Source organism: Candidatus Kaiserbacteria bacterium (assembly GCA_016699245.1).
GTDB lineage: Bacteria > Patescibacteriota > Minisyncoccia > Phycocordibacterales > UBA918 > Damh-18.
The window spans coordinates 266,500-288,047 of sequence record CP064968.1; the positions used below are offsets into that span (position 1 = coordinate 266,500).

The 21,548-nt window shown below is 44.3% G+C and carries 24 protein-coding genes and 1 pseudogene; 4 read left to right on the forward strand and 21 right to left on the reverse strand.

The features are described 5' to 3' along the window. Window positions 1-50: 50 nt before the first annotated feature. The 8 genes from IPH92_01265 to IPH92_01300 all read right to left on the reverse strand — a co-directional run bounded on the left by IPH92_01265 (window position 51) and on the right by IPH92_01300 (window position 9,485). Window positions 51-599 (reverse strand): hypothetical protein, encoded by a 549-nt coding sequence (locus IPH92_01265; protein ID QQR65196.1) that lies wholly within the window; start codon window positions 597-599, stop codon window positions 51-53. A gap of 115 nt (window positions 600-714) precedes the next feature. After that, the gene (locus IPH92_01270; protein ID QQR65197.1) at window positions 715-1,542 is read right to left on the reverse strand and encodes an ATPase; all 828 of its coding nucleotides are present in this window, start codon (window positions 1,540-1,542) and stop codon (window positions 715-717) included. Beyond that, the gene (gene mnmA, locus IPH92_01275; protein QQR65198.1) at window positions 1,539-2,600 is read right to left on the reverse strand and encodes a tRNA 2-thiouridine(34) synthase MnmA; all 1,062 of its coding nucleotides are present in this window, start codon (window positions 2,598-2,600) and stop codon (window positions 1,539-1,541) included. The genes IPH92_01270 and mnmA overlap by 4 nt, the downstream gene beginning before the upstream one ends. A gap of 38 nt (window positions 2,601-2,638) precedes the next feature. Then, window positions 2,639-3,622 (reverse strand): endolytic transglycosylase MltG, encoded by a 984-nt coding sequence (gene mltG, locus IPH92_01280; protein ID QQR65199.1) that lies wholly within the window; start codon window positions 3,620-3,622, stop codon window positions 2,639-2,641. A 3-nt stretch (window positions 3,623-3,625) separates the two neighbouring features. Next, window positions 3,626-4,960 carry a hypothetical protein gene (locus IPH92_01285; protein QQR65200.1) on the reverse strand — a complete coding sequence of 445 codons (1,335 nt, stop codon included), beginning with the start codon at window positions 4,958-4,960 and terminating at the stop codon, window positions 3,626-3,628. A gap of 65 nt (window positions 4,961-5,025) precedes the next feature. Then, window positions 5,026-6,051 carry a hypothetical protein gene (locus tag IPH92_01290; protein ID QQR65201.1) on the reverse strand — a complete coding sequence of 342 codons (1,026 nt, stop codon included), beginning with the start codon at window positions 6,049-6,051 and terminating at the stop codon, window positions 5,026-5,028. Window positions 6,052-6,120: 69 nt separating this feature from the next. Beyond that, window positions 6,121-8,502 carry a leucine--tRNA ligase gene (locus tag IPH92_01295; GenBank protein QQR65202.1) on the reverse strand — a complete coding sequence of 794 codons (2,382 nt, stop codon included), beginning with the start codon at window positions 8,500-8,502 and terminating at the stop codon, window positions 6,121-6,123. Between the two features lie 62 nt (window positions 8,503-8,564). Then, window positions 8,565-9,485 (reverse strand): hypothetical protein, encoded by a 921-nt coding sequence (locus tag IPH92_01300; GenBank protein ID QQR65203.1) that lies wholly within the window; start codon window positions 9,483-9,485, stop codon window positions 8,565-8,567. A 437-nt stretch (window positions 9,486-9,922) separates the two neighbouring features. On the opposite strand from IPH92_01300, the gene IPH92_01305 reads away from it, so the two are divergent. Continuing rightward, window positions 9,923-10,192, forward strand: a complete 270-nt coding sequence (locus IPH92_01305; GenBank protein ID QQR65204.1) for a hypothetical protein — start codon at window positions 9,923-9,925, stop codon at window positions 10,190-10,192. A gap of 27 nt (window positions 10,193-10,219) precedes the next feature. Here the strand turns inward: IPH92_01305 and IPH92_01310 are convergent, their stop codons facing one another. The 5 genes and pseudogenes from IPH92_01310 to ychF form a co-directional block, all read right to left on the reverse strand. Beyond that, complete coding sequence (locus IPH92_01310; protein QQR65205.1) at window positions 10,220-10,618, reverse strand: hypothetical protein; 399 nt, start codon at window positions 10,616-10,618, stop codon at window positions 10,220-10,222. A gap of 112 nt (window positions 10,619-10,730) precedes the next feature. Beyond that, a complete protein-coding gene (typA, locus tag IPH92_01315; protein QQR65206.1) occupies window positions 10,731-12,524 on the reverse strand; it encodes a translational GTPase TypA in 1,794 nt (597 codons plus the stop codon). A 105-nt stretch (window positions 12,525-12,629) separates the two neighbouring features. Next, on the reverse strand, window positions 12,630-12,887 hold the full coding sequence (locus IPH92_01320; GenBank protein QQR65207.1) for a hypothetical protein: 258 nt from the start codon (window positions 12,885-12,887) through the stop codon (window positions 12,630-12,632). A 40-nt stretch (window positions 12,888-12,927) separates the two neighbouring features. After that, the gene (locus IPH92_01325; GenBank protein QQR65208.1) at window positions 12,928-13,221 is read right to left on the reverse strand and encodes a GIY-YIG nuclease family protein; all 294 of its coding nucleotides are present in this window, start codon (window positions 13,219-13,221) and stop codon (window positions 12,928-12,930) included. Between the two features lie 172 nt (window positions 13,222-13,393). Further along, a pseudogene (gene ychF, locus IPH92_01330) lies at window positions 13,394-14,495 on the reverse strand (redox-regulated ATPase YchF). A gap of 245 nt (window positions 14,496-14,740) precedes the next feature. Here ychF and IPH92_01335 point away from each other — a divergent pair. After that, on the forward strand, window positions 14,741-15,190 hold the full coding sequence (locus tag IPH92_01335; protein QQR65209.1) for a hypothetical protein: 450 nt from the start codon (window positions 14,741-14,743) through the stop codon (window positions 15,188-15,190). Window positions 15,191-15,363: 173 nt separating this feature from the next. On the opposite strand, the gene IPH92_01340 is transcribed toward IPH92_01335, so the two are convergent. Continuing rightward, the gene (locus IPH92_01340; GenBank protein QQR65441.1) at window positions 15,364-16,014 is read right to left on the reverse strand and encodes a phosphomannose isomerase type II C-terminal cupin domain; all 651 of its coding nucleotides are present in this window, start codon (window positions 16,012-16,014) and stop codon (window positions 15,364-15,366) included. A gap of 400 nt (window positions 16,015-16,414) precedes the next feature. On the opposite strand from IPH92_01340, the gene IPH92_01345 reads away from it, so the two are divergent. Further along, the gene (locus IPH92_01345; protein ID QQR65210.1) at window positions 16,415-16,963 is read left to right on the forward strand and encodes a L,D-transpeptidase; all 549 of its coding nucleotides are present in this window, start codon (window positions 16,415-16,417) and stop codon (window positions 16,961-16,963) included. A 194-nt stretch (window positions 16,964-17,157) separates the two neighbouring features. Here the strand turns inward: IPH92_01345 and IPH92_01350 are convergent, their stop codons facing one another. Beyond that, window positions 17,158-17,502 carry a hypothetical protein gene (locus IPH92_01350; GenBank protein QQR65211.1) on the reverse strand — a complete coding sequence of 115 codons (345 nt, stop codon included), beginning with the start codon at window positions 17,500-17,502 and terminating at the stop codon, window positions 17,158-17,160. Window positions 17,503-17,645: 143 nt separating this feature from the next. On the opposite strand from IPH92_01350, the gene IPH92_01355 reads away from it, so the two are divergent. Then, the gene (locus IPH92_01355) at window positions 17,646-18,059 is read left to right on the forward strand and encodes a hypothetical protein (protein QQR65212.1); all 414 of its coding nucleotides are present in this window, start codon (window positions 17,646-17,648) and stop codon (window positions 18,057-18,059) included. Window positions 18,060-18,119: 60 nt separating this feature from the next. Here the strand turns inward: IPH92_01355 and IPH92_01360 are convergent, their stop codons facing one another. From IPH92_01360 to atpD, 6 genes are all read right to left on the reverse strand, one after another. Then, on the reverse strand, window positions 18,120-18,401 hold the full coding sequence (locus IPH92_01360) for a type II toxin-antitoxin system YafQ family toxin (protein QQR65213.1): 282 nt from the start codon (window positions 18,399-18,401) through the stop codon (window positions 18,120-18,122). Window positions 18,402-18,404: 3 nt separating this feature from the next. After that, entirely contained in the window at window positions 18,405-18,680 is a 276-nt protein-coding gene (locus IPH92_01365; GenBank protein QQR65214.1) for a type II toxin-antitoxin system RelB/DinJ family antitoxin, read from the reverse strand. Window positions 18,681-18,809: 129 nt separating this feature from the next. Continuing rightward, window positions 18,810-19,385 (reverse strand): NAD(P)H-dependent oxidoreductase, encoded by a 576-nt coding sequence (locus IPH92_01370; protein QQR65215.1) that lies wholly within the window; start codon window positions 19,383-19,385, stop codon window positions 18,810-18,812. A 64-nt stretch (window positions 19,386-19,449) separates the two neighbouring features. Beyond that, the gene (locus IPH92_01375; GenBank protein ID QQR65216.1) at window positions 19,450-19,749 is read right to left on the reverse strand and encodes a hypothetical protein; all 300 of its coding nucleotides are present in this window, start codon (window positions 19,747-19,749) and stop codon (window positions 19,450-19,452) included. 147 nt (window positions 19,750-19,896) lie between these two features. After that, window positions 19,897-20,151, reverse strand: a complete 255-nt coding sequence (locus tag IPH92_01380; protein ID QQR65217.1) for a hypothetical protein — start codon at window positions 20,149-20,151, stop codon at window positions 19,897-19,899. Further along, a complete protein-coding gene (gene atpD, locus IPH92_01385; GenBank protein QQR65218.1) occupies window positions 20,148-21,536 on the reverse strand; it encodes a F0F1 ATP synthase subunit beta in 1,389 nt (462 codons plus the stop codon). The genes IPH92_01380 and atpD overlap by 4 nt, the downstream gene beginning before the upstream one ends. Window positions 21,537-21,548: the final 12 nt, after the last annotated feature.

Consider the following 21,548-nt stretch of genomic DNA (forward strand, 5'->3'; position numbering starts at 1 on the left):
TACAAAAAATCCTGCATGTGCAGGATTTTTTGTACTACACGTTAATGGTGTTAGTTTGCCTTGAATGTAACTTCTCCGCCAACGATGACCTTGTCCTCAGTAAGTGAGAATCCAGCGTCACCGGCGTTTGTGAAAAATACCACTTGGTATGAACTGTCCTTAATAGTTCCTCGCATGAGCTCCACCGATGTAGGTGTAAGTCCCTCTGCTTCGCTGTACCTCGCTGCGCCGAGGACTTTACCTGAGGTACCGTCAACATAATCGCGTACTACTATCCAGCCGTTCTTTGTCGGAAACTCAACTTTCGAAAGTGTAACTACTTTTCCAGCTGCTTGGTCTTTTACGTCGAGTGCACCTTTGCCAACTACTGTATCAGTTGATGTGACATCTTTCGTCACTTCTTTCGAATCAGCCTTCACCTCTTCTGACTTCTCTTCATCTGCTTTTTCAACTTGTTCAGTATCGGTAGTCTTTTCTTCGGGCACTTGCTTTGCTTCTGGTGTTGAAGAAAATACCCACACAAGCAGACCTCCAATGAGCAAACCAGTAATGAACGCTACAACGGTCTTCTGACTCTCCTGCTTTTCAACTTCTGACATATTCGTACGAATGACTATAACGCTTAATAATGATGGTGCTGATTATACCATGTAACAATAATGAGGATGTGAGCCACATTACTCGACAAATTGATATACAACTTGTCAAAAAAACTTATTTTGAGCCACAGAGTGATGATGCTTCGTGGAGCACAGCATCAAATTTTTGTTTTGGCAACCCGAGTTCGTGTAAAACAGAAGGGTTTTTACTAATATCAGAGCACAAGATGAATCCATGCTGAAGCAAGTACTGTTTCTGCCCGGTACTCAAATGTGTGAGCACTGTAATTGGATATGTGCCAAGTCGCTCAATTTTTTTGTGGAGTGAATCATGCTTGGGATAATCCCAACTGAGTAATTTGATTCCACTACACTCAGCATACTTTATAGCAGCATTTGTGAATTTTGTGTTGGTGATGAGGTACAGGGCAACAATACCATTAGTGTCGTGTTTTCCAATGCGTGCAGATTGTAAATCAAGATAGCGCGCATATGAGTACATTGCTACCTGCAAATCAGATTTGATACCTGGCTTTGCATGAAATTTTGCTTCTGCAATGAATGTTTCTGAGGGCGAATAAGCAGCAAGGTCAACTTCATGTACTGCACATTTTCCTCGTAGGACAAGACGACGCTTTGTCGTGTACCCTTCTGCTTCAAAAATTTTTCCAAGAAAATCTTCAAAGGGGAAACCCGTAGGGCCAAGGCTGAATACTGCACGGCGTAGTGAGTATTTTGCCGCAACAGGATCATCACTTTCACGGAGTAACTGAAATGCTTTTTGATAAATCAATTGCGTTTTCATGCCTTCCTTAAGTGATGTCTCTACTTCCATCAAAATACGCATGATTTCCTCCGGTCGCGCACCGGCTCTCTTAAGAGAAGATATAAGTTTATGTGACTTAAATTCTTCAGTTGTGCCATCGGCTTTTGTGATTATCATAAAATATCATTAATTATCCCACCTCCAAGACATGCTCTTCCTGCATAGAGTACACAGGACTGCCCCACTGATGGCATGTCGACATGTGCATCTTGTACAGTAAGCATAGCATGGCTCTCAGAAGTCATTTCTACACTAACGTTGAAAGGTTTTTGACGATAACGGAATTGCGCCTCACATGTGGGGGGAAGAGATTCGGTAATGAGATTGATGTCAGACAGCACGACGCGAGCGTTCGCACATGTCCGCTGTTCTGTAGAAACAGTGATTGTATTTGCACGTGTATCTTTCTCAACAATGTAATACGGACGTGTTACATCCTGTGAGGGGAGGATAGAAAAGCCATGGCGTTGCCCTCGTGTGTAGTAGAGTGCACCATCATGTGAGCCTATCACCTGCCCTTCCTCATTAAGTACATTTCCCGGCGCCACGTCGACGTAGTGTGACAAAAAGTCTTTAATATCGACTGGTCCAAGGAAACAGATACCCTGACTGTCGTGTTTTGCAGATGTGGGCAAAGTTGCTCTTTTCGCCTCAATTCGTATTTCTGATTTTTCTGTATCACCTACAGGAAAAAGTGTGTGTGCAAGTTGTTCCTGTGAAAGCGTCCAAAGAAAGTAACTTTGATCTTTATCTGAGTCGACTCCGCGAAGCAACGTATACCGCCCATTGTTCATCTGCACTTCTGCATAGTGCCCTGTGGCAATTTTTGTTGCACCGTGCTCGATTGCAAAGCAAAGAAATGCTCCGAACTTCACATGCTGGTTACACATCACATCTGGGTTCGGTGTACGGCCGAGCGTGTATTCTCGAATCATATAATCAGCCACCTCATTCTTATATGCCTCCTCGCCGTCAAAGGTGATAAATGGTACTTCGAGGTGGGCAGCAACGCGCATTGCGTCGAGACGTTCTTTTTCCCAGTTACAGGTTATAAAATCAGGTTGCCAAGTTTTGATGAAGACCGCTGTGGCACGGTGTCCAGCGCGGAGCACACGTACGAGTGCGACGCTTGAATCTACTCCTCCCGACACCCCAACAAAAACGTTTTCTTTCATAGTATGAGCATCAAAATAGCATAGTGAATCTCAAAATACTATCGCAGATAGCGAGCCTTATTGATCTTGTGTTCTTCAAAGGTTTTAGCATAATGGAATGTGCCATCTGGTGCGGTGAGGTAATACAGATAGTCTGATTTTTCTGGGTATAGAACGGCTTCAATTGACTCAATTCCGGGATTTGCAATCGGTGTTGGTGGGAGGCCGGTGTTGGTATAGGTGTTGTATGGGGATTCAATTGCTAAATCATCGAGCGTGAGTTCACTACTAGTCTTTCCTAAAATGTAGTTAAAAACTGCGTCTACTTGAAGTGGCATTTCTGCAGCAAGTCTATTTTGTAAAATACCGGAGACCATACGCTTTGAAACATTGTCCTTTGCCTCACGTTCGATAATAGAGGCAAGAATAATAACCTCATTTTCGGTGAATCCAGACGCAGTGATTGCTTCCGTGTATGCACTCAGCCGTGACGCACTTGTATTTGTAAGGAGTAGTCTGAGTTCGTCTAGCGTAGTGCTCGTAGAAATAAAATACGTGTCTGGGAAAAGGTACCCTTCGTACGGGAGAAACAGCGCAGTATCGAGGGTGCCTAAAGCATCAGCGAGATACGTGTCTATATCACTCGCTTTGAATCCCTCAGGAAGTGTGATGCTCACGAGTGGTGAGCGATGTTCCCCTGATGTGATTGCCTCAGCCACTTCACGAGTAGAAAGGGGCATCTCAAATGAATACGTTCCTGCTTGTACATAGACTTCCTTATACTCATAGAGCAGTATCATATAGAGATACAGAGAAGATCGCACGACATTTTGTGCTTTGAGTTTTTCTGTTATTGCACTCACCGTAAGTCCTTCATCAATGACGATGTCAGTCAGAAGAGGAAATGTGTGCGGCGGCGTATTGTAGAAACGATATCCAAAGGATAGTCCAGCGAATGCAAGTACAAGAAATGCGGTGGATAGAAAGATGTGTGTAGACAATCGACGACGCTTGCGCTCTGTGTAGTATTCCTTAAAATCCATACATTAACCAATAGGCAAGTTTGAAGGTGGTTCTGCACGTTTTGAAGGAATACGAGCGAGTGTTGGTGTTGAAGCAACCTTTCCAGGAATATGAAACATAGTTGCAAGTTCTTCGGTGGTCATTACTTTCGTCTTGTCATTCTTATTATGATTTGTGTACGTACGTCTTTTGTATTCATCAAGTTCCTGTTTCTTGAGTGCATCCTTCTTTCTTCCAGAAGGATCTTGCCACCAATTCCAGTCAAAGTCAGTACGCCACTTAACACCAATGGAATTGCGATTCAGGTCGTCGTATGAACGCCATGCGGTGATGAGCGTCCCGAGTCGTTCACCGGGGTTGAAGTTTTCATTTTTTGCAATATACATCCCGCGGATGGCGACATTGAATGCACTCTTACTGAGACTGCGCTCAATAGCTTTCAAGGTGTCTTTTTCTGTGTCAGTGAGAAGCATCATGACATTGCCTTTCTTCTCTTCATCCCCACGTTCTTTTACTGCTTTGTCGATGATGCTTTTCATTTCTGCACGCGCGGGACCTTTCCAATCCGGTGCAAGACCTAATGAACCTTCTTTTAAAGTCATTTCTCTGTTTGCATCTATAAGTATCTGTACCCACATATGCTCGCCAGGGCCCATACTACCGAGTGCCTCAAGCATTGAAGTGATAGGGTCAATTTTCTCTTCCTCTTTGGGCATATTTTGAAGACCATATTCCACGTATGTCTTTATAGGATATGCGTCAGCTTTTTTTGGACCGAAGTGAACAGAAAAATATGAAAAACGTGATGGATCCCATGGAATTTCAGCAGTGTAATCAATATCGAGTTCGTGTACTTCGATGCCAGGATGCTGTGCATATAACTGAGTCTCAACAATATTTTTAAATTTCTTTTTAGGGGTACTGATGTAAAAACGTACGTCACCAGCACGAGATACGAGCTCTAGCCCATAGCGTGGCGGATGCTTGCCGTCCCAGTATGTTTGCACATGGTTGTCGGGAGCGGCAGATTGATACATTTGCATAAGCACAAGCTCCATTGCTTCAGGTGATTTAAAGATTTCTTGTGGTAATTTGATTTCAAGAGTTACCCGTCCCTGTGCAACATCAAATTTCTTCTGCACGAAGTACAGCCAATACTCAAACAAGAGTCCAAAGGTAATAATTGGAAGCCAGATAGGAAATGAGACCACCATCATTTCGTACACGATATTTGAATTAATATCGAGTTTTTGAAACACAACTATTGCGACAAGAAGTCCTATGCCCACCAAAAGCCATGCAGCATTTGCACCAAATTTTTCTAGTGTGTTTACCGGACCTTCAATTAAGCCAATCATGTACATTATTGTACAGTAAATCCCCCATGAAGACTGCGTCTTCATGGGGGATTCTGTGTATGAGATTATTCAGTGAGGATGTAGTTGCCGTCAGGGAGTTTCTTGAAGAGTGTCGTATCTTGAAGATTAACGATAATGGTGTTGTCTTTTACGTAACGCTCTTTACGCACCTTATCAATGATCTCTTCACGAGTAAGTGGACCATGTGTGGTGAGAATGTCACGAAGCACATCTTTTACAACACCGGTAGAGTATCCCCACTCTGAGAGTGCGTAGAGTCCTCGCCCGACGAGCACAAAACGACGGTCCTTTATGAGTTCGTTGTGTGTTGTTGCAACGTGTGCGCTTTTATTGAAGAGTTCCTTGATAGCATCAGCAACTTCCTTAAAGTGCATCGGTGATCCATGGCGCTTTACCGCGAGGTATGCATAGTCACGAATTCCCTTTGCACGTACATTGGGACTCGTTGCATGTCCCCATTCACCGAGTGGATTGCGGTCGATTTGCTTTGATATTGAGAGCCATCGCTTGAGAATTTTTTCATCACGATATTGCTCTTCAATTTCTCCAAGATGTTCCTTAAGGCGAGCAATGATTTCATCTTCAGCAATAAGTTCGTCCTCTTCAAGGGAATTGAAGATACTCACCAGTGCTCCTTCTACCGTGTCAGAAATCTTTTTTTCAACATACCAACGGTGCGAAAAGGCATTGTTTTCCTTGATTCTTTTGAAAGGGTCGCCAATCACGAGAAGAAAGTAAATATGATTACGAAGTGACTGATCTTTTGAAAGTTCAGTGAGAAGCTCTTGTTCATTAATGACTCCACCAAGAGCATGGAGTGCAGTTTGTAACTCATCAAATACTTCCTGAAATTCTTTATATACAGGTGACTTCTGGATAGATTGAATACCATAGTTTTCAATCTGACGCACACGTTCGCGGGTAATATTGTATGTCTGACCAATAGACTCAAGAGTGCATGTTTCAGCACTATTCACGAGACCATATCGTTTTTCAAGTACATCACGAGCGCGCTCGGGGAGCACTGAAAGAAGCTTTTTTGTTACTTGCTTTGGTTTAAATGATATCATGGTATGGTCTAATTATTGGTTTTTTGCTCAAAAATGTGTTCCTATTTTTATCACGATAAAGGGATTGAGTCAAGCCTCTCCTATCAGATTAATAATTTTGTTTTGGATATATACCACTCGAGTTATGTTTGCGGGCAATTTTGATGCGAGAGTTTCATCTGCTTTAAGCACGGCAAGTACCTCGGATTCCGCCGAATCTATGGGGATAATGATGGTTCCGCGCATCTTTCCATTGATTTGAACACTCAAAGTAACACTACTTTCGATTAAATATGTAGGGTTTGAGGCAGGCCAGTTAGACATGTGGATAGAACCACTATTCCCCGCTTCATACCACAATTCTTCAGTAATGTGTGGTGCAAATGGGGCAAGTAACCGAAGAAAGAGTAAATATGAATTCTTGGTCAAACCTAATTTTTCGGCATGATTGATGAAAATCATGAGTGCACTGATAGCAGTATTGAACTTATATACTGCTATATCAGCCGACACTTTTTCAATCGTCTTGTGAAGTAGGGATGTTGTCTCATGTGATTCAGTCTCACGCACATGCTCAGCAAGGCCATACACACGCTCGAGGAATCGACGAAGCCCCGCAATGCCTCCCATGTCCCAGGGATAGTTGGCGAGTTCGCCATACGGACCCATGAAGGCAAGATACATCTTCACCGTGTCAGCACCAAGAATTTTAACTTGTTCATCGGGGTCGACCACGTTGCCTTTTGACTTACTCATCTTGTTGCCGTCGGGACCGAGGACAAGTCCACGATTGATGCGCATCTTGTACGGCTCAGGTGAGGTCACAAGATCAAGGTCAAAGAGTGCCTTTTGCCAGAAGCGTGAATAGAGCACGTGCATCGTGGTGTGCTCAGAACCACCAAAGTACACATCGACTGGCATCCAGGTTTTTTGTGCTTCAAGAGATGCGGGGACTTCAGCATTCTGAGTATCGAGATAGCGCAAAAAGTACCACGAAGAGTCTACAAACGTATCCATAGTCTCGACTTCAGGAGTCCAACCTTCACCAAAGATACGTGTCACGCGTTCACGAAGTTCAACACTTTTCGCAAGTGGCGGTTCGCCCGTGGGGGTGAAGTCGACATCGGTGGGTAGGTGCCATGGTAGGTGTTCCTTAGGAATCGGGTGTGGTGTACCTTCTTTGTCATACACAATAGGAATTGGTACCCCCCAATAGCGCTGTCGACCAATAGACCAATCACGAAGGCGATAAGTATTCGTAAGTTCCCCACCAACTTTCAGAGTAATAGCACCCTTAGCCTCTTCCGAGTCCATGCCCGTAAATTCTCCAGAGTTGATCAGTGTATCCGAAAGAGTAAATGGAAGTTCTTCATTACCTTTTATTACCTGCACAATAGGAAGTGTAAATTTCTTTGCAAAGGCAAAGTCTCTCTCGTCGTGTGCGGGTACTGCCATAATGGCACCGGTGCCGTAGCCTTTGAGCACATAGTCAGCAATGAATACAGGGATACTTTTGCCCGTAGCGGGATTAGTGGTGGTGATGCCTGTGAGGCACACGCCCGTCTTCTCCTTTTCTACTTTTGTACGAAGCATTTCATCCTTCTGCGATGCTTCTTTTATATACGCCTCTACTTCTGCCCAGTTTTGGATGACTTCTTTGTTCTTGAGGACAAGGTCGTGCTCGGGTGCTAAGACCACGTAGGTGGCACCGTAGAGCGTGTCAGGGCGCGTGGTAAAGATATCGAGTGTGTCTCCGGTAGAGAGAGTGAAAGGGATTTTGGCACCCTTTGAACGCCCAATCCACTGTCGTTGTGCTTCCTTAATGGGTTCGGGCCACGCAAGCGTATCAAGATCATCGATGAGTCTATCAGCATAATCAGTAATTTTGAGCATCCACTGCGTCATGTCTTTTTTTATAATGGTGTTGCCGCAACGCTCACAGGTGTTGCTACTTGTGACTTGCTCGTTTGCAATCACGGTATTGCATGCAGGACACCAATTCACCACACCCTTACCGCGATACGCAATTCCCTTTTCAAAAAACTGTGTAAACATCCACTGCGTCATCTTGAAGTATTCTGGGTCAGTAGAACTTACAGAAACGTCCCATGAAAACGCATTACCCATGCTCTCGAGTTGCTTCTTCATGTATGCGATATTGGATTCAGTCCATGCTTTTGGGTCAAGTTTGTTTTTAATAGCAGCATTTTCAGCAGGAAGTCCAAACGCATCAAAACCAATTGGGAAAAGCACTTGCTTTCCCTGCATGCGTCTCGCACGAACGTAGATGTCTACCACCGCAAAAGCAAACCAGTGCCCAACATGAAGATTGCCCGATGGATACGGCCATTCGACGAGTACATACTCTTTTTCTTTGTTTGTGTCGCGTGCACCGAGGTTGTATATCCCAGATTCTTTCCAGGATTTCTGCCACTTCTGTTCTATTTCCTCGTGATTGAACTTTTTATGCATACACAAAACAAGCAACTGTTAATTTGTTTCATTATGCCGTTAAAACGGAATATGTCCAGTTATTACATCAGGGGTTTCGTATCGAGCGGTGCCACTTTGCGTTCAAAACACCATTCACCTGCTCCGTGAGTCCAATTCATGTTTCCTTTTATGTATGAGTCATCCACATACATAGGCTGTGCAAATTGCTGTTGCTCTGCTTTAGTTGATTCGTTTGCAAAGGTGGCACAAAGTTCATATGTTGTGGGACCAGTGACGCGGTATTCGTATGCTGTTCTTCCTTCAGGGGCTACAGGGATCTCGATACCCTGGAAGGCTTCAGTAAGAGTTTGGGGGAGTGTGTTGTCAGTACTGTAAAACGATTCAATATTTGACTGTATCAGCGAAAGATCACTTGTCTGTGTCGAATCGAGACGATACTCACGCACTTGATTTGGAGTCTGCGTATTCATAAAACCAAGTACCAGTGCTCCAATTACAATCACCGTTGCACCAGCACCATACCATACAGACTCACGCTCGTGAGCCTGCCAATATCCCTTTGCGTCAAAAAGGTAGTACACAAATGCGGTAGTAACCACCACAAAGAAAGAAAGTGCTTTGAGGGCAAAGCGAATGGTGAGTTCACCATTAAGGAATCCATTGATAACACTTACAAGGTCACCCAAAATTGCTGCACCCCCCACGAGAAGTGAAAGATAGATGAGCCACTTGGTAAGCATGAGGTATGTACCATGTTCATTTCGACGGATGATGTTCACCAGTCGTGTGAGTACCAGATACACCGGGAAAAAGACGATGAGCATTGCAATACTAAAACGGAGTGTCGAAGCAGCGCTCTCTACCTCCCAATAACCCTGTGCAGCGTCTGGATAATGTGCAGTAATAACACTGAACATGAGCATGATAAGACCAACGATAGTTACGTATAAAGAGACGAGTGAGCCCAATTGAAGGGCAAAATTTTTAGCTGTGTTTTCCATAATATATAAATTGTGTGCTTATTTTGGGAAAAGTAAAGAACCCAACTCCGGAGGAGTTGGACCAGGGGTTCTTTGCTAGCATAGGAATCGGCCACCGCCGATGCTATTTTTATGTCGCTAAGCGCGACGGACTAGTAAAGAACCACACTCTGAAAGAGTATGACCAGGGTTCTTTGCTAGCATAGGAATCGGCCACCGCCGATGCATTTTTTATGTCGCTAAGCGCGACAGACTAGTAAAGAACCCAACACTCAAAAGTGTAGGACCGGGGGTTCTTTGTTAGTAACTGAAGTCATTTTTACACTTACCGTATACGTAACAGGTGTTACGTATACGGTAAGGTGGTCCGGGTGAGAATTTGAGGTTAATACTTGTAGAAGACTACACCCAGACAGAATCAAGGATATGTTATACTCTCAACCTAATCCCCCACATATATGAAATCAGAAGATATGCAGAAGGCGCCAAAATTGTTTTGTGAAAGCATTAAGGTTGGCTTCACCCCAGAGTATTTTGTTATTGGACTTAGCTCTGGCTCACAATCGTCAATTTTTTCACTCACTCCCGGACATACAAAACGTTTGCAGCAGTACCTGACGCACGAAATTTCACAATTTGAAAAAGCGCATGGTGAGATTAAATCTGAATGGAACCCTAATGTCGTCAGTCCTGTACAAAATGTGATTCCTCCGAATCAGATGAGTTAAAAAATCCCCGCAGCTGCGGGGATTTTTTTATTGCTGTGGTACTGCGCAATTCGTTTTTTCTGCAAGTGTTTCAAATGTCTGTTGTCCAGAAAGTCGCGAGCCGTCTGTAAAAACCCATGTCGGATATCCAGTGATCTTTGCATCAGTACACACGGGTAATTGTCCTTGACCATTTGGAGTTGAACACTCTATATACGGCAACTTCTTTGAGTTTTTAAAAAGTGCTTTTTGATCTTTGCAATGTGGACACCAGTATGTGCCATAAAACTTTGCTCCTGCATCAGTGATACACTGTGCAAAAGAATCATAGATTGATACTGCCTCGGCAGTTACAGGGGCTTCTTTTGGTTCAGTATTGTTGCGAACAAACACAAGTCCTACCAAGAGTGCAACCACAAGGATTCCATATACATAAGTTATTTTCATGACAAATAGTATAGCAAGTCATAGAAAAAAAGAAAATTGTACACGGACAGTGTCCTGCGTCGTCCGTTCCTAAACAAAAATTAGCACGGGGTGCGAATTTTTGTAGTTTTATCTAACGTCGAGATTTTACTCGTTCTGTTTCCCTCAAAACCTGTTTACGCAAACGAGTTGACTTCGGTGTCACTTCGAGATATTCATCATCAGACATAATTTCAAGGCCGAGTTCAATCGAGAGTTCTCTGTGGGGGACGAGAGTAAGTGCTTCGTCGGTACCCGAAGAGCGAACATTTGAAAGTTGCTTGCCCTTTGTTGGATTTACCATCATTTCTTCGCCTTTTGAGGTATTACCAATCACCATACCTTCGTACACTTCTACTGAAGGGCCAATATAAAGTTGTCCACGATCCTGCAAGTTCCAGAGTGAGAAGCCGAGTGCCTTTCCTGCAGCCATAGAAACCATCGAGCCAGCCTGACGCTTTTTAATTTCACCTGCATAGGGGCGGAAACCAATCACTCGTGAACAAAGAATTCCCTCTCCGCGTGTATCAATAATGAATTGTCCTTTGTATCCAAGGAGTCCACGTGTTGGGCCTTCGAGAATAAGTCGTACTTGGTTTTCATGCATAATCATGTCCTGCATGATGAATGCACGACGACCGAGCTTTTCAATCACTGCCCCCTGATACTCACTCGGGATATCAACCGTCACTTCTTCAAATGGCTCATACTTACCATCTTCACGTTCCTCGATAATAGCCTGTGGTTGTGATACTTGAAGTTCGTATCCCTCGCGGCGCATGTTTTCGAGAAGAATCGAAATGTGCATTTCACCACGACCATACACCTTGCATGAGTCGCCACTTCCCTCAAAATCTACTTTGAGCCCAACATTTATTTCAAGTTCCTTTTCAAGTCGTCCACGAATCTGACGTGTGGTGACATACTTTCCTTCACGTCCAGCAAATGGTGAGTTGTTAACCACAAAATCAAGTGCAATGGTTGGTTGATCTACTGCAATAGCATCAAGTGGCTGTGCCGCTTCTATATCGCTCAATGTTTCTCCAATATTGATATCAGGGAAACCAGCAAGTATCACGATATCTCCAGCATACGCGATATCCGATTCTACACGTTCAATGCCTTTGAATGTAAAAAGCTTTGTCACTTTTCCTCTTCGAGGCGCTTGGCCGTTGTGGAGAATAAAAACGTTTTGACTACTCTTGATTTCACCTTCGTAAATACGGGCAATAGCGAGACGTCCAAGGAAGTTGTCGTACCCGAGGTTGAAGACCTGTGCACGGAGTACCTCACCCTCAGAGTATCCTTTTGCTGGTTCAACTTTTTCTATAATAGTATCGAGAAGTGGTGAAAGGTCTGTAGATTCATCATCAAGCTTGCGCTTTGCAATTCCCTGTCGGCCAATAGCGTATACGGTAGTAAAGTTGGCTTGCTCGTCATTCGCACCGAGTTCAAGGAAGAGTTCGAGCACTTGTTCCTCTGCTTTGTGTGGGTCTGCAGCAGGCTTATCAATTTTATTGATAATGACTATAGGCTTGAGGCCGAGTTCGAGAGATTTCTTGAGCACGAAACGAGTCTGCGGCATAGGGCCTTCCTGCGCGTCTACCACGAGAAGTACTGAGTCAATAGAGCGAAGTACGCGCTCTACCTCAGAACCAAAGTCAGCGTGACCTGGGGTATCCACAATGTTAATTTTGGTACCCTTGTACTCAATAGATGCATTCTTTGCATATATGGTAATACCGCGCTCCTGCTCAAGTGAGTTGGAGTCCATGGTTACCGTGGTGTCGGTCACGGCACCAGTCTGGCGCATGATAGCGTCAGTGAGCGTAGTTTTGCCATGGTCTACGTGTGCGATAATCGCTATGTTTCGTGTTTCTTTGCTCATGAAAATAAAATGCGCCAGCAAAGGCGCGTTATTCCCTATAAAATACGTCATTTTCTGCATTTAGTCAAATTTTAAAGAAAATATCTGCATTTGCATGCAGATATTTTATGAAACCCCTCCTTTGTGCTGCCTTGCGCGCATCTTTAGAATCATTTCCCTTGGGATGTCTATGACGGTATAGAACCACAGAGCAAATGACCGTTCGATGACATTCTCAAGAACATATTTTTCTAAACCGCCCGCTACATATATTCTTGCCGCAAGGTACTTTTTCTCCTCAATAAGGTTTTGATACTCAAGCAGTTGTTCTTCGTTTAATACAAATTCAGCCATTAAGCCAACATCGTATACGTTATACATCATGCACCTCCTTTCACATTGTTCCTGTGTATAAGTATACTCCTCATTTCTTTTTCTTTCTTGCTCCCTGTGATTTCTTTTTCTTTCTTGCTCCCTGTGATTTCACGAGTGTTTCTTTTTCTTCTTTTTTTAGTTTCTTGAGTTGATGTTCGCGCACCTGTGCCTCGCTCCGCGAGGCACAGGACTCCACATACACCACACTTATGGGAATTTTAGCCTTCGTATACTTCGCCCCTACCTTCCCCTCTTTGTGCTCTTTAAAGCGACGCTCCACATCAGTCGTCGCTCCCGTATAGAGTGACCCATCGCTACAGCGAATCATGTATACCAACCACATAGTTAATTTGAAATAAATCTTTAAAGTGTTACTATATTTCTACCTACCTAAAAAAGTGTTAGCCGCACTTTTGCTTTGGGCAAATGGCTACCACGGGACACTGGATGATGGGTTCTAGTATTGGCGAGAGAACGAACCCGCAAGATTAACCAGTTAATCCCGTGGTTTTTTATTACCCAATCATGAACTCAATTACATCACCATCCTTCACGATGTACTCCTTTCCTTCGGTACGGAGTTTGCCCTGCTCGCGTGCTTTCGCGAGAGAACCACAGGTGACGAGGTCTTCAAAGGCCACTACCTGTGCGCGTATGTATCGTGTTTTAAAATCAGTATGAATAGCCGCACCTGCCTCCAGGGCCCGTGGCACCATGACGTACGGTCCACGCATGCGTCTCCTTTTCTCCTGTGGTGAAATACGACATGAGCCCGAGACGGTGATAGCACGCGCGAATGAGTGAGTCGATTCCAGAATCAAGGGTCGCATACTCGCGTCTAAATTCTGTCTTTTCATCTTCTTCCAAATCCTTCAATTCATGCTCTACACCCGCGTCAATGAGCACATACTCCGAGCCGGTGCTTTCCATAAAGTCCATGAGTTCTGTCCACCTATCATCATTGGTCTCATCAAAGTTGTATGCGCCATGCATTTTATTGAGCACATAGAGTATATGCTTCATGGTGAGGAGGTGGAGGTGTTGAATAGCCTGTGCTTCCCCATCAGCAAAATCAAATGAGCGTGCAAGTTGCCCTGCTTCAAGATGCCTAATGAGTCTTTCAAGCACATCCTTCTCCTTTTGCGCATCTTTGTCTCCACGTCGCGCATCCTTTTCCACATTTCCTAAACGCTTAGAGACCGTCTCGGTGTCCGCCATCACGAGTTCGAGATTAATCACTTCAATGTCGCTCATGGGGTCCACTGCGCCATTTACATGGATGATGTCCTGATCTTCAAAGATTCGTACTACTTCCGCAATCATGTCGGTCTCGCGAATATTGGCAAGGAATTTGTTCCCAAGCCCTTCCCCTGAAGACGCACCTTTTACAAGACCCGCAATATCTACAAATTCAATAATCGCCGGAATAATTTTCTGTGAACTAGAAATTTTAGAGAGTGTCTCAAGCCGATGGTCGGGCACCGCCACCACACCCACTGATGGATCAATAGTACAGAATGGATAGTTTTCTGCGGGGACGGCGTTTTTAGTAAGTGCATTAAAAAGTGTCGATTTTCCGACATTTGGTAACCCAACAATTCCGACTGATAACGACATAATATTTTATTTTTGAAGCAAATTAGAAGACAAAGATTCCCTACTGTATATAATAGTGCCTAGAGTACCAGATTTTCAAGTCTTTTCAAAGAAATGATGTCATCAACACTATGATCCTTACAAAAATTGCTTGACATGTAAAGTATCTATGACATAATAAATTTGCTGTTCTTCATATAGGTTACTGAGTTCATCTGGCATGGTGTCAGCGGAATTGAGTAGCAACATTCTAAGGAGTTATTTTCATGAGCGCATTAAAATCGTGCTTAGCGGTAGCCATTGGCACTGCTATTGGCTCAGTTGCTGGCTGCGGAGCCGTTGTCTTATTTTTGATTTTCTCCGGTAACTCGTCAGTGATGGTAGAGGAAAATTTTACTGTCATCTCCAACAAAGTTGCTGGTGCTCCAATCAGCATTAACTGTTCGATCATCTCGCCACTATTTGGCTTACCTCTCGAAAGAAAAGCTCAGTGGGTTGTGAAAGGTAGTGGGCACCATGGTTCAGTTGACTTCGGCGGTGGTGCTATTGTTTCCATACAGCATCATTGGAGTACTGTTGGAGGCCTGTTTCAATCCTTGTCCAGTGACTACATCATTGTGAAAGGCTATTCCGGTTCATACAATCAAATAGTTGACGATGATGAGACAGGTCGCTTAGTAGTCAAGGCGTGTCTATCTAAAGTCAATGTGCTGTAGTCACTGTCGCACTCCGCCCTGCCCTACCCCACTGAAGAATCTTTCTTCAGTGGGGCTTTTAGATTTTCCGAAATTTGGCAACCCTACAATTCCGACTCATAGTGACTCATTTTTATGAGTGAATACGAATTAGAAAAATAGAAATACTCTTGTGGTAGACATAATTTGTTAATTTATGAGCGCTTGTAGTCATCCTCGTACCGCTTGATATCATCCTCTCCAGTATATTTACCTGACTGCACTTCAATAATGACGAGGGGGTCGGTATGAGCATTTGAGAGGCGGTGGATGTGGTCTTTTGGGACAAAACAACTTTCATTCTCTCGAATGATTCGGTGTCCGATGTGTGATGGATCCTGCTTTTCACGAATTTCTACACTCGCTACTCCCGAAACAACCACCCAATGTTCACTTCGGTGTTCATGACTCTGAAGACTTAGTCGTGCACCAGGGTTTACAATAATCTTTTTTACCTTGAACTGTGGCTTGTCCTCGAGTACGTAATACACTCCCCATGGTCGTGCGCCGACTTCAATGTACTCTTCCTCGCGATACTCAGCAGGCATTTCTGCAATCTTTTTGGTTATGTCTGCCTCATCTGCTTTGTTGGCGATATTTTGAACATATGATGAACTATTGTGAGTCTTTGCGCCGAGACCATCGACAATTTGAACACCATATTTTTCAAGAATAGCGCGCTCTGGAATCTCGTATGCAAATCTATCACCACCTTTTGTAAATATAATTTCATCAACATCATCACGTTCACGAAGTTCTTTGAGTATTTTTTGCAATGTATCACAGACACTTGGTGTAGTGTCTATTGAAAGGATGGCGCGGTCAACCATTTTTAATGAATCAACTACTCTAAGACGAAATTGTTCATCTTGAAAACTTGGGACACCCCGCTTGAGTACTGCCTGATGATCGTTGTTTACAATCACCCACAGTTCATCAGCAAGTTGCTTGGAAAGTTCGAGACAGTCTATATGCCCCGGATGAAGGGGGTTAGCGTATACCGATGTGATAGCGATTTTCATGAAGAAGACAATTATAGTTGCAACTGTGAAGAGATACGTTTTTTAACATGCATTTGATTTTCGTACAAGTTTTGTTTGTAGTATACATTGCACACGGAATACATTTCTTGAAAACTCAGTACTATATTGATTGTGATAGACTGTTTGATTTTAGAAAAATTATATCTATACTGTATGTGGCGTTTTGCCACACACTACTTACGAGGAGACTATCGTGCGCAAGTCCAATGTTCTTCAGTACATTTTGATTTTGTTTGTTCTTAGTTTCAGCCACGCCACCTCTGCTGTCGAGGAGTCACTGGTATCTGAAGCAAATTCTGTTATCAAAGAAGCTGTTGAGGATTCTACCTCCGCAACACATTTTGATGTTGAGACGATACCGGATGGATTCTCAATCTCAGTCGGCAAAGCTCAAAGTATTTGCTACTTCAGAAATGGTGTACCGCTCCACTGTGCGAAAATCTCTAGTGGGGCGCAGGGCCACAGAACCCCCACTGGGTACTTCAGTATAAAGAGCAAGGAGTTCATGCATTATTCGCGCAGATATAAGGACCAGAAAGGGAGGCCTGCTCCGATGCCGCGGAGTATGCATTTCCACGAACATTACTTCATCCACGAAGGAAAGTTGCCTGGACATCCAGCCTCGCATGGCTGCATCAGGGTAGCGAATGGTGATGCAAAAAAGTTCTTTCATTTGGGGCAAGTGGGCGACCCTGTAGTTATCACTATGTGATTCATTCTAGCGGTGAGGGGTCGCGTAGCGACTCCTCACACTATAATCCTAGAAAAACCGCAACCGCGGTTTTTTTGATTAAGTTAATTCATATACACATACAAATTTATAAAACCGCAAAGATTTTGTCTTTGCGGGTGGCATACTCTTGTGGGGCATGCTGTTTCTTTTCTCTTATGGAGGAGTGTGACTGACTAACCCTTCATGGGCCGATGACTAATCTTGGCTGAACCGAACTTGCACACAATATGAGTTGCTCTGATGACAGCAAGATGGAGCTTTTCGACAGTGATTTCAGCGTCCTTTGTATCGCCATTCACGGTAATGAGTGACTTCGCATGTTGAATCAAAAAGAGCGGTTTGACTGCAGGTTTTCCGAAGACTCCATAGGCAATGACGGTGTGGCTTCTCTTTGTGAGCGTGAGAATTTCATCTCGCGTCATGGTACTGCCGTCAGCCATGAGAAATTTATTTCCAAGCGGTGCATTGGTATCCATTGACTTTCTCCAAAAATGAAAAAATTCAGCAAGTGCTGACAAAGCAATACTACATCAGAAAACAGGTGCGTCAAGACTGAAACTTGACAATATCATTATATGTGACATTATTAATAAACTTTCCTGAATTGTTCGGGTGGGTGTATGGCGAAGCCATACTTGTACCTTCAACTGAGGATACCCTGATGTCAAATACAAAAGTTAGTTTTGCAGAGACTCTCATCATTAAAGTGGGACGTTTCTTGCGGGAAGAATACCCCAACATTGCCTTCGCGAGTTGTACTGGCATATCATGCCAACAACTGACAACAGAAAGCGCGCTCGGTCTCCTGGATGCTAATTCGGCTCTTCAGCTGAACTGGTGGCAGAAGATTTTTTGCCTCCCTCGCCGCCGGTTCATGGGCGTGCTCTGGTTTTCTAACGAAGCAAGGAGTGCGACTCATGGCAAATGGGTTCTGGAGGTGTATGGCGACCAAGACATTGACTTCCTGAAGGGAGTCTCTGTCAGGCTCGCTGAGAAGTTCAATACTTCCGTGCATCTCAAGTTGATCAGCGAGAACGCTCACTACGAAACGTTCTACTCGGACGACGACATGTAGATAGCGCCACCCTTCGCCCTGAGAGTCACCCTCTTGTTTCGGCAGGAGGGTGGTTTTAATTTATTTAAATATTTGAGCATGATTTCCAATACTCACGAGTGTTAACACAAGAATTCCGTTATCAATCTGATAGAGGAGTAAAATATCGGGAGCAATGTGACACTCTCTAAAATCCTTTAAATTTCCTGTGAGTTTATGATCTCTATACTTTTCATTAAGTGCTAAACCTGATGCTAATGTGAGAACGATTTCTGCAAATACATCTTCTTTGAAACTGTTTAATTGTTTGACTCTCTTATAAGCAGTTTTGAAGCGTTTTGTTCTGACAATCTCGTACACCATATCCTATTTTTCCAAGTCGCTCATGAGAGCATCAACGGTAGCAAAACGTTTTGCAGAATTCTTGGCTAACTCTGTTTCAAGTATAAGCGCTCGCTCTTGAGCAAGGGTAAAACCATTTTCAGTGAGCAAATCAAGTGGAATTCCTTTTCGATGGACAACATTTGTTAAAAACAATGTAATTGCACTCGACATATCAATACCCAACTCATCAAGCGTTGCGCGAGCAGCCTTTTTTGTTTTTGAGTCAATTCTAATTTGTATTGTGTCTTGTGTTTTCATAATGCTATTATATAGAATGTAGTGACAGTGTCAATACATGAATATATATCAGAAAAATCAATAACTGCTAATTGATTTAAGATTGTTTTGCGAAGGGTAGCCCTTTGTCAGGCTTGAAGAATCCTGATTTTATATTCCCTTTTGTGCGAAAAGGGTAACTTGCTTCAGCCATGATGTGCGCTTTGCGTCATCGACGCGCTCAGTGGGGCCATATGCTTTGACGGAAGCACTAATGCCTGCAAAGCCCAAGATGCCATGAGCAAGTTCGTTGGTGTAGTCACCAAATTTCCACCAGGTCATAAATGGGCTATGAGAGCCATTTACAATAAAAACTCGTGCAGTCTTCCCTTTTAAATGCGGGACGACTTTTTTAGTTTGAGGATCAAAGTTGAATGCAAAGCCAGGAAGCCACATACGATCAAACATACCTTTCATTAAAGCAGGCATAGAGCACCACCAGTTCGGGTATACAAATACAATATGGTCTGCCCATCTGATTGCTTCTTGTACATGGAGCAGGTCTGGCTCTAATTGTTGTATTTCTTTGTATCCTCGGTGAAGTACAGGGTCGAAGGCAAGGCTCCCTACATTGATCCGCTCTACCTCATGTCCCGCGAGACGTGCAGCCTCTTCGTAGGTGTCTGCCACAGTACCGGAGAAAGAACTATTCGTAGGGTTACCTAAGAAGACCAAGATTTTTTTCATTACAAATATGGTACCACAGAAAATGCGCCGCTTTGCCACGCGCTTTTATAAACTGTGAAGAAGTTTAACGATGAATCGTCCCGTTTGGGTTGAATTTTGCAGTGGGGCCTTGTGCGCCTCCAGGCATTTTGTCACCCATGAGGGCTTTGAGTTCTGCTTGGTACTTGGGCATCACTTTCATTGCAGCGGCCATCTGTGTTTTTCCGGACTTAATCTCTGCTTGCATTTCACTCGCAATCTTCTCAAAGAGTTTTGGATCTTTCTCGATGAGCGTCATGATAAGTTCACGCTGTTCTGGAGGTGCATCCTTGAGTTGCTTTTCAAGCAACTTTTTCATCATAAAACCTTTTGCTTTTTCAAACATACAAATATCTTAAAATAGTAATCAAGAGTCTATCCAATAACACCAGATACGAGGCATCGAGGAGAAAAAACATGAGGCGTACTTGATGTACGATGAATGTTTTTACGACGAAGATAACGAAGTAGGTGGGGTTAGTGGATAGGCTCTTTATGATTGCACGAGGACAGTCGCCTGATTATTGCTCACCTCGCAAATGCCTTTTCCGATTGGAAAGGTCTCTTCGCCCTCACTCGTGCGGACCGTAATAATACCATTTTTCAGTAGTGTGATAATAGGCTCATGTTGGGCAAGGACAGTGAGTTGTCCCTTTTCACCCGGAAGGGTGACTGAGTGTGCGGCACCCGAAAAGAGCATTTCATCAACGCGTGATATAGTGAGGGTAAATGTAGATTGTTGGGTCATGTTGCGTTTGTAACTTCGTCAATACTTCCCTTCATATAGAATGATTGCTCTGCTATGTCGTCGTGCTTTCCTTCGAGAATTTCCTTGAAGCCACGAATGGTTTCCTTGAGTGGCACATACGTACCGGGAGTTCCTGTAAATACTTCTCCCACGAAGAATGGCTGTGAGAGGAAACGCTGAATCTTGCGCGCGCGGTACACGAGTTGCTTGTCTTCGTCAGAAAGTTCTTCAATACCGAGAATCGCAATAATGTCCTGAAGGTCCTTGTACCTTTGGAGCACTTGCTTCACACCCTGAGCTACGTCGTAGTGCTCACGTCCGACCACGAGTGGGTCAAGCGCCGATGACTTACTCTCAAGGGGGTCAATAGCAGGATAAATACCAAGTGACGCGAGTGCACGTGAGAGCACCACGGTAGAGTCAAGGTGAGAGAACGTAGTGGCTGGCGCGGGGTCAGTGAGGTCGTCGGCGGGAACATACACGGCCTGTACTGAAGTAATAGAGCCCTTTGTGGTAGAGGTAATGCGTTCCTGCATTTGTCCCATTTCCTCTGCGAGTGTTGGCTGATAGCCCACTGCTGAAGATACACGACCAAGGAGTGATGACACCTCCTGCCCTGCCTGTGTAAAGCGGAAAACGTTGTCCATGAAGAACAGCACATCCTTCCCTCCCTCGTCGCGGAAGTATTCTGCCATGGTAAGTCCCGTAAGGCCGATGCGCGCACGTGCCCCTGGCACTTCATTCATTTGTCCAAATACGAGTGCCGTTTTTTCGAGTACGCCTGACTCCTTCATCTCGTGATAGAGGTCGTTACCCTCACGCACACGCTCGCCGACTCCCGCGAATACCGAGTACCCACCGTGCTCGGTAGCGATGTTGCGAATCAACTCTTGGATGATAACAGTCTTCCCCACTCCCGCTCCTCCGAAGAGCCCCACCTTTCCTCCCTTGATGAATGGAGCAAGAAGGTCGATAGATTTGATACCGGTCTCAAACACTTCTGTCTTTGTGGACTGCTCGGTGAAATGCGGTGCTTTTCTGAGAATGGGAAGTGTCGGTGCATCCTTGATTTCACCCAAGCCGTCGAGTGTTTCACCAAGCACATTCATGAGACGTCCAAGGGACTTTTCACCCACGGGCACACTGATTGGTGCGCCAGTGTCGAGTACTGCAAGTCCACGGGTGAGACCCGCGGTGTCCTGCATGGCGATTGTACGAACACGGTTGCCACCAAGGTGCTGTGCCACTTCTACGGTCAATGTCTTCCCGTCTTCACATTGCACTTTAAGCGCATGGCCAATGCCCGGTACGCCGTCAGCAAAAAAGACGTCAATGATTGGACCGATGATTTGCGTAATTGTTCCTTCGGTGGATTTTGTAGTCATACGGTGAATATT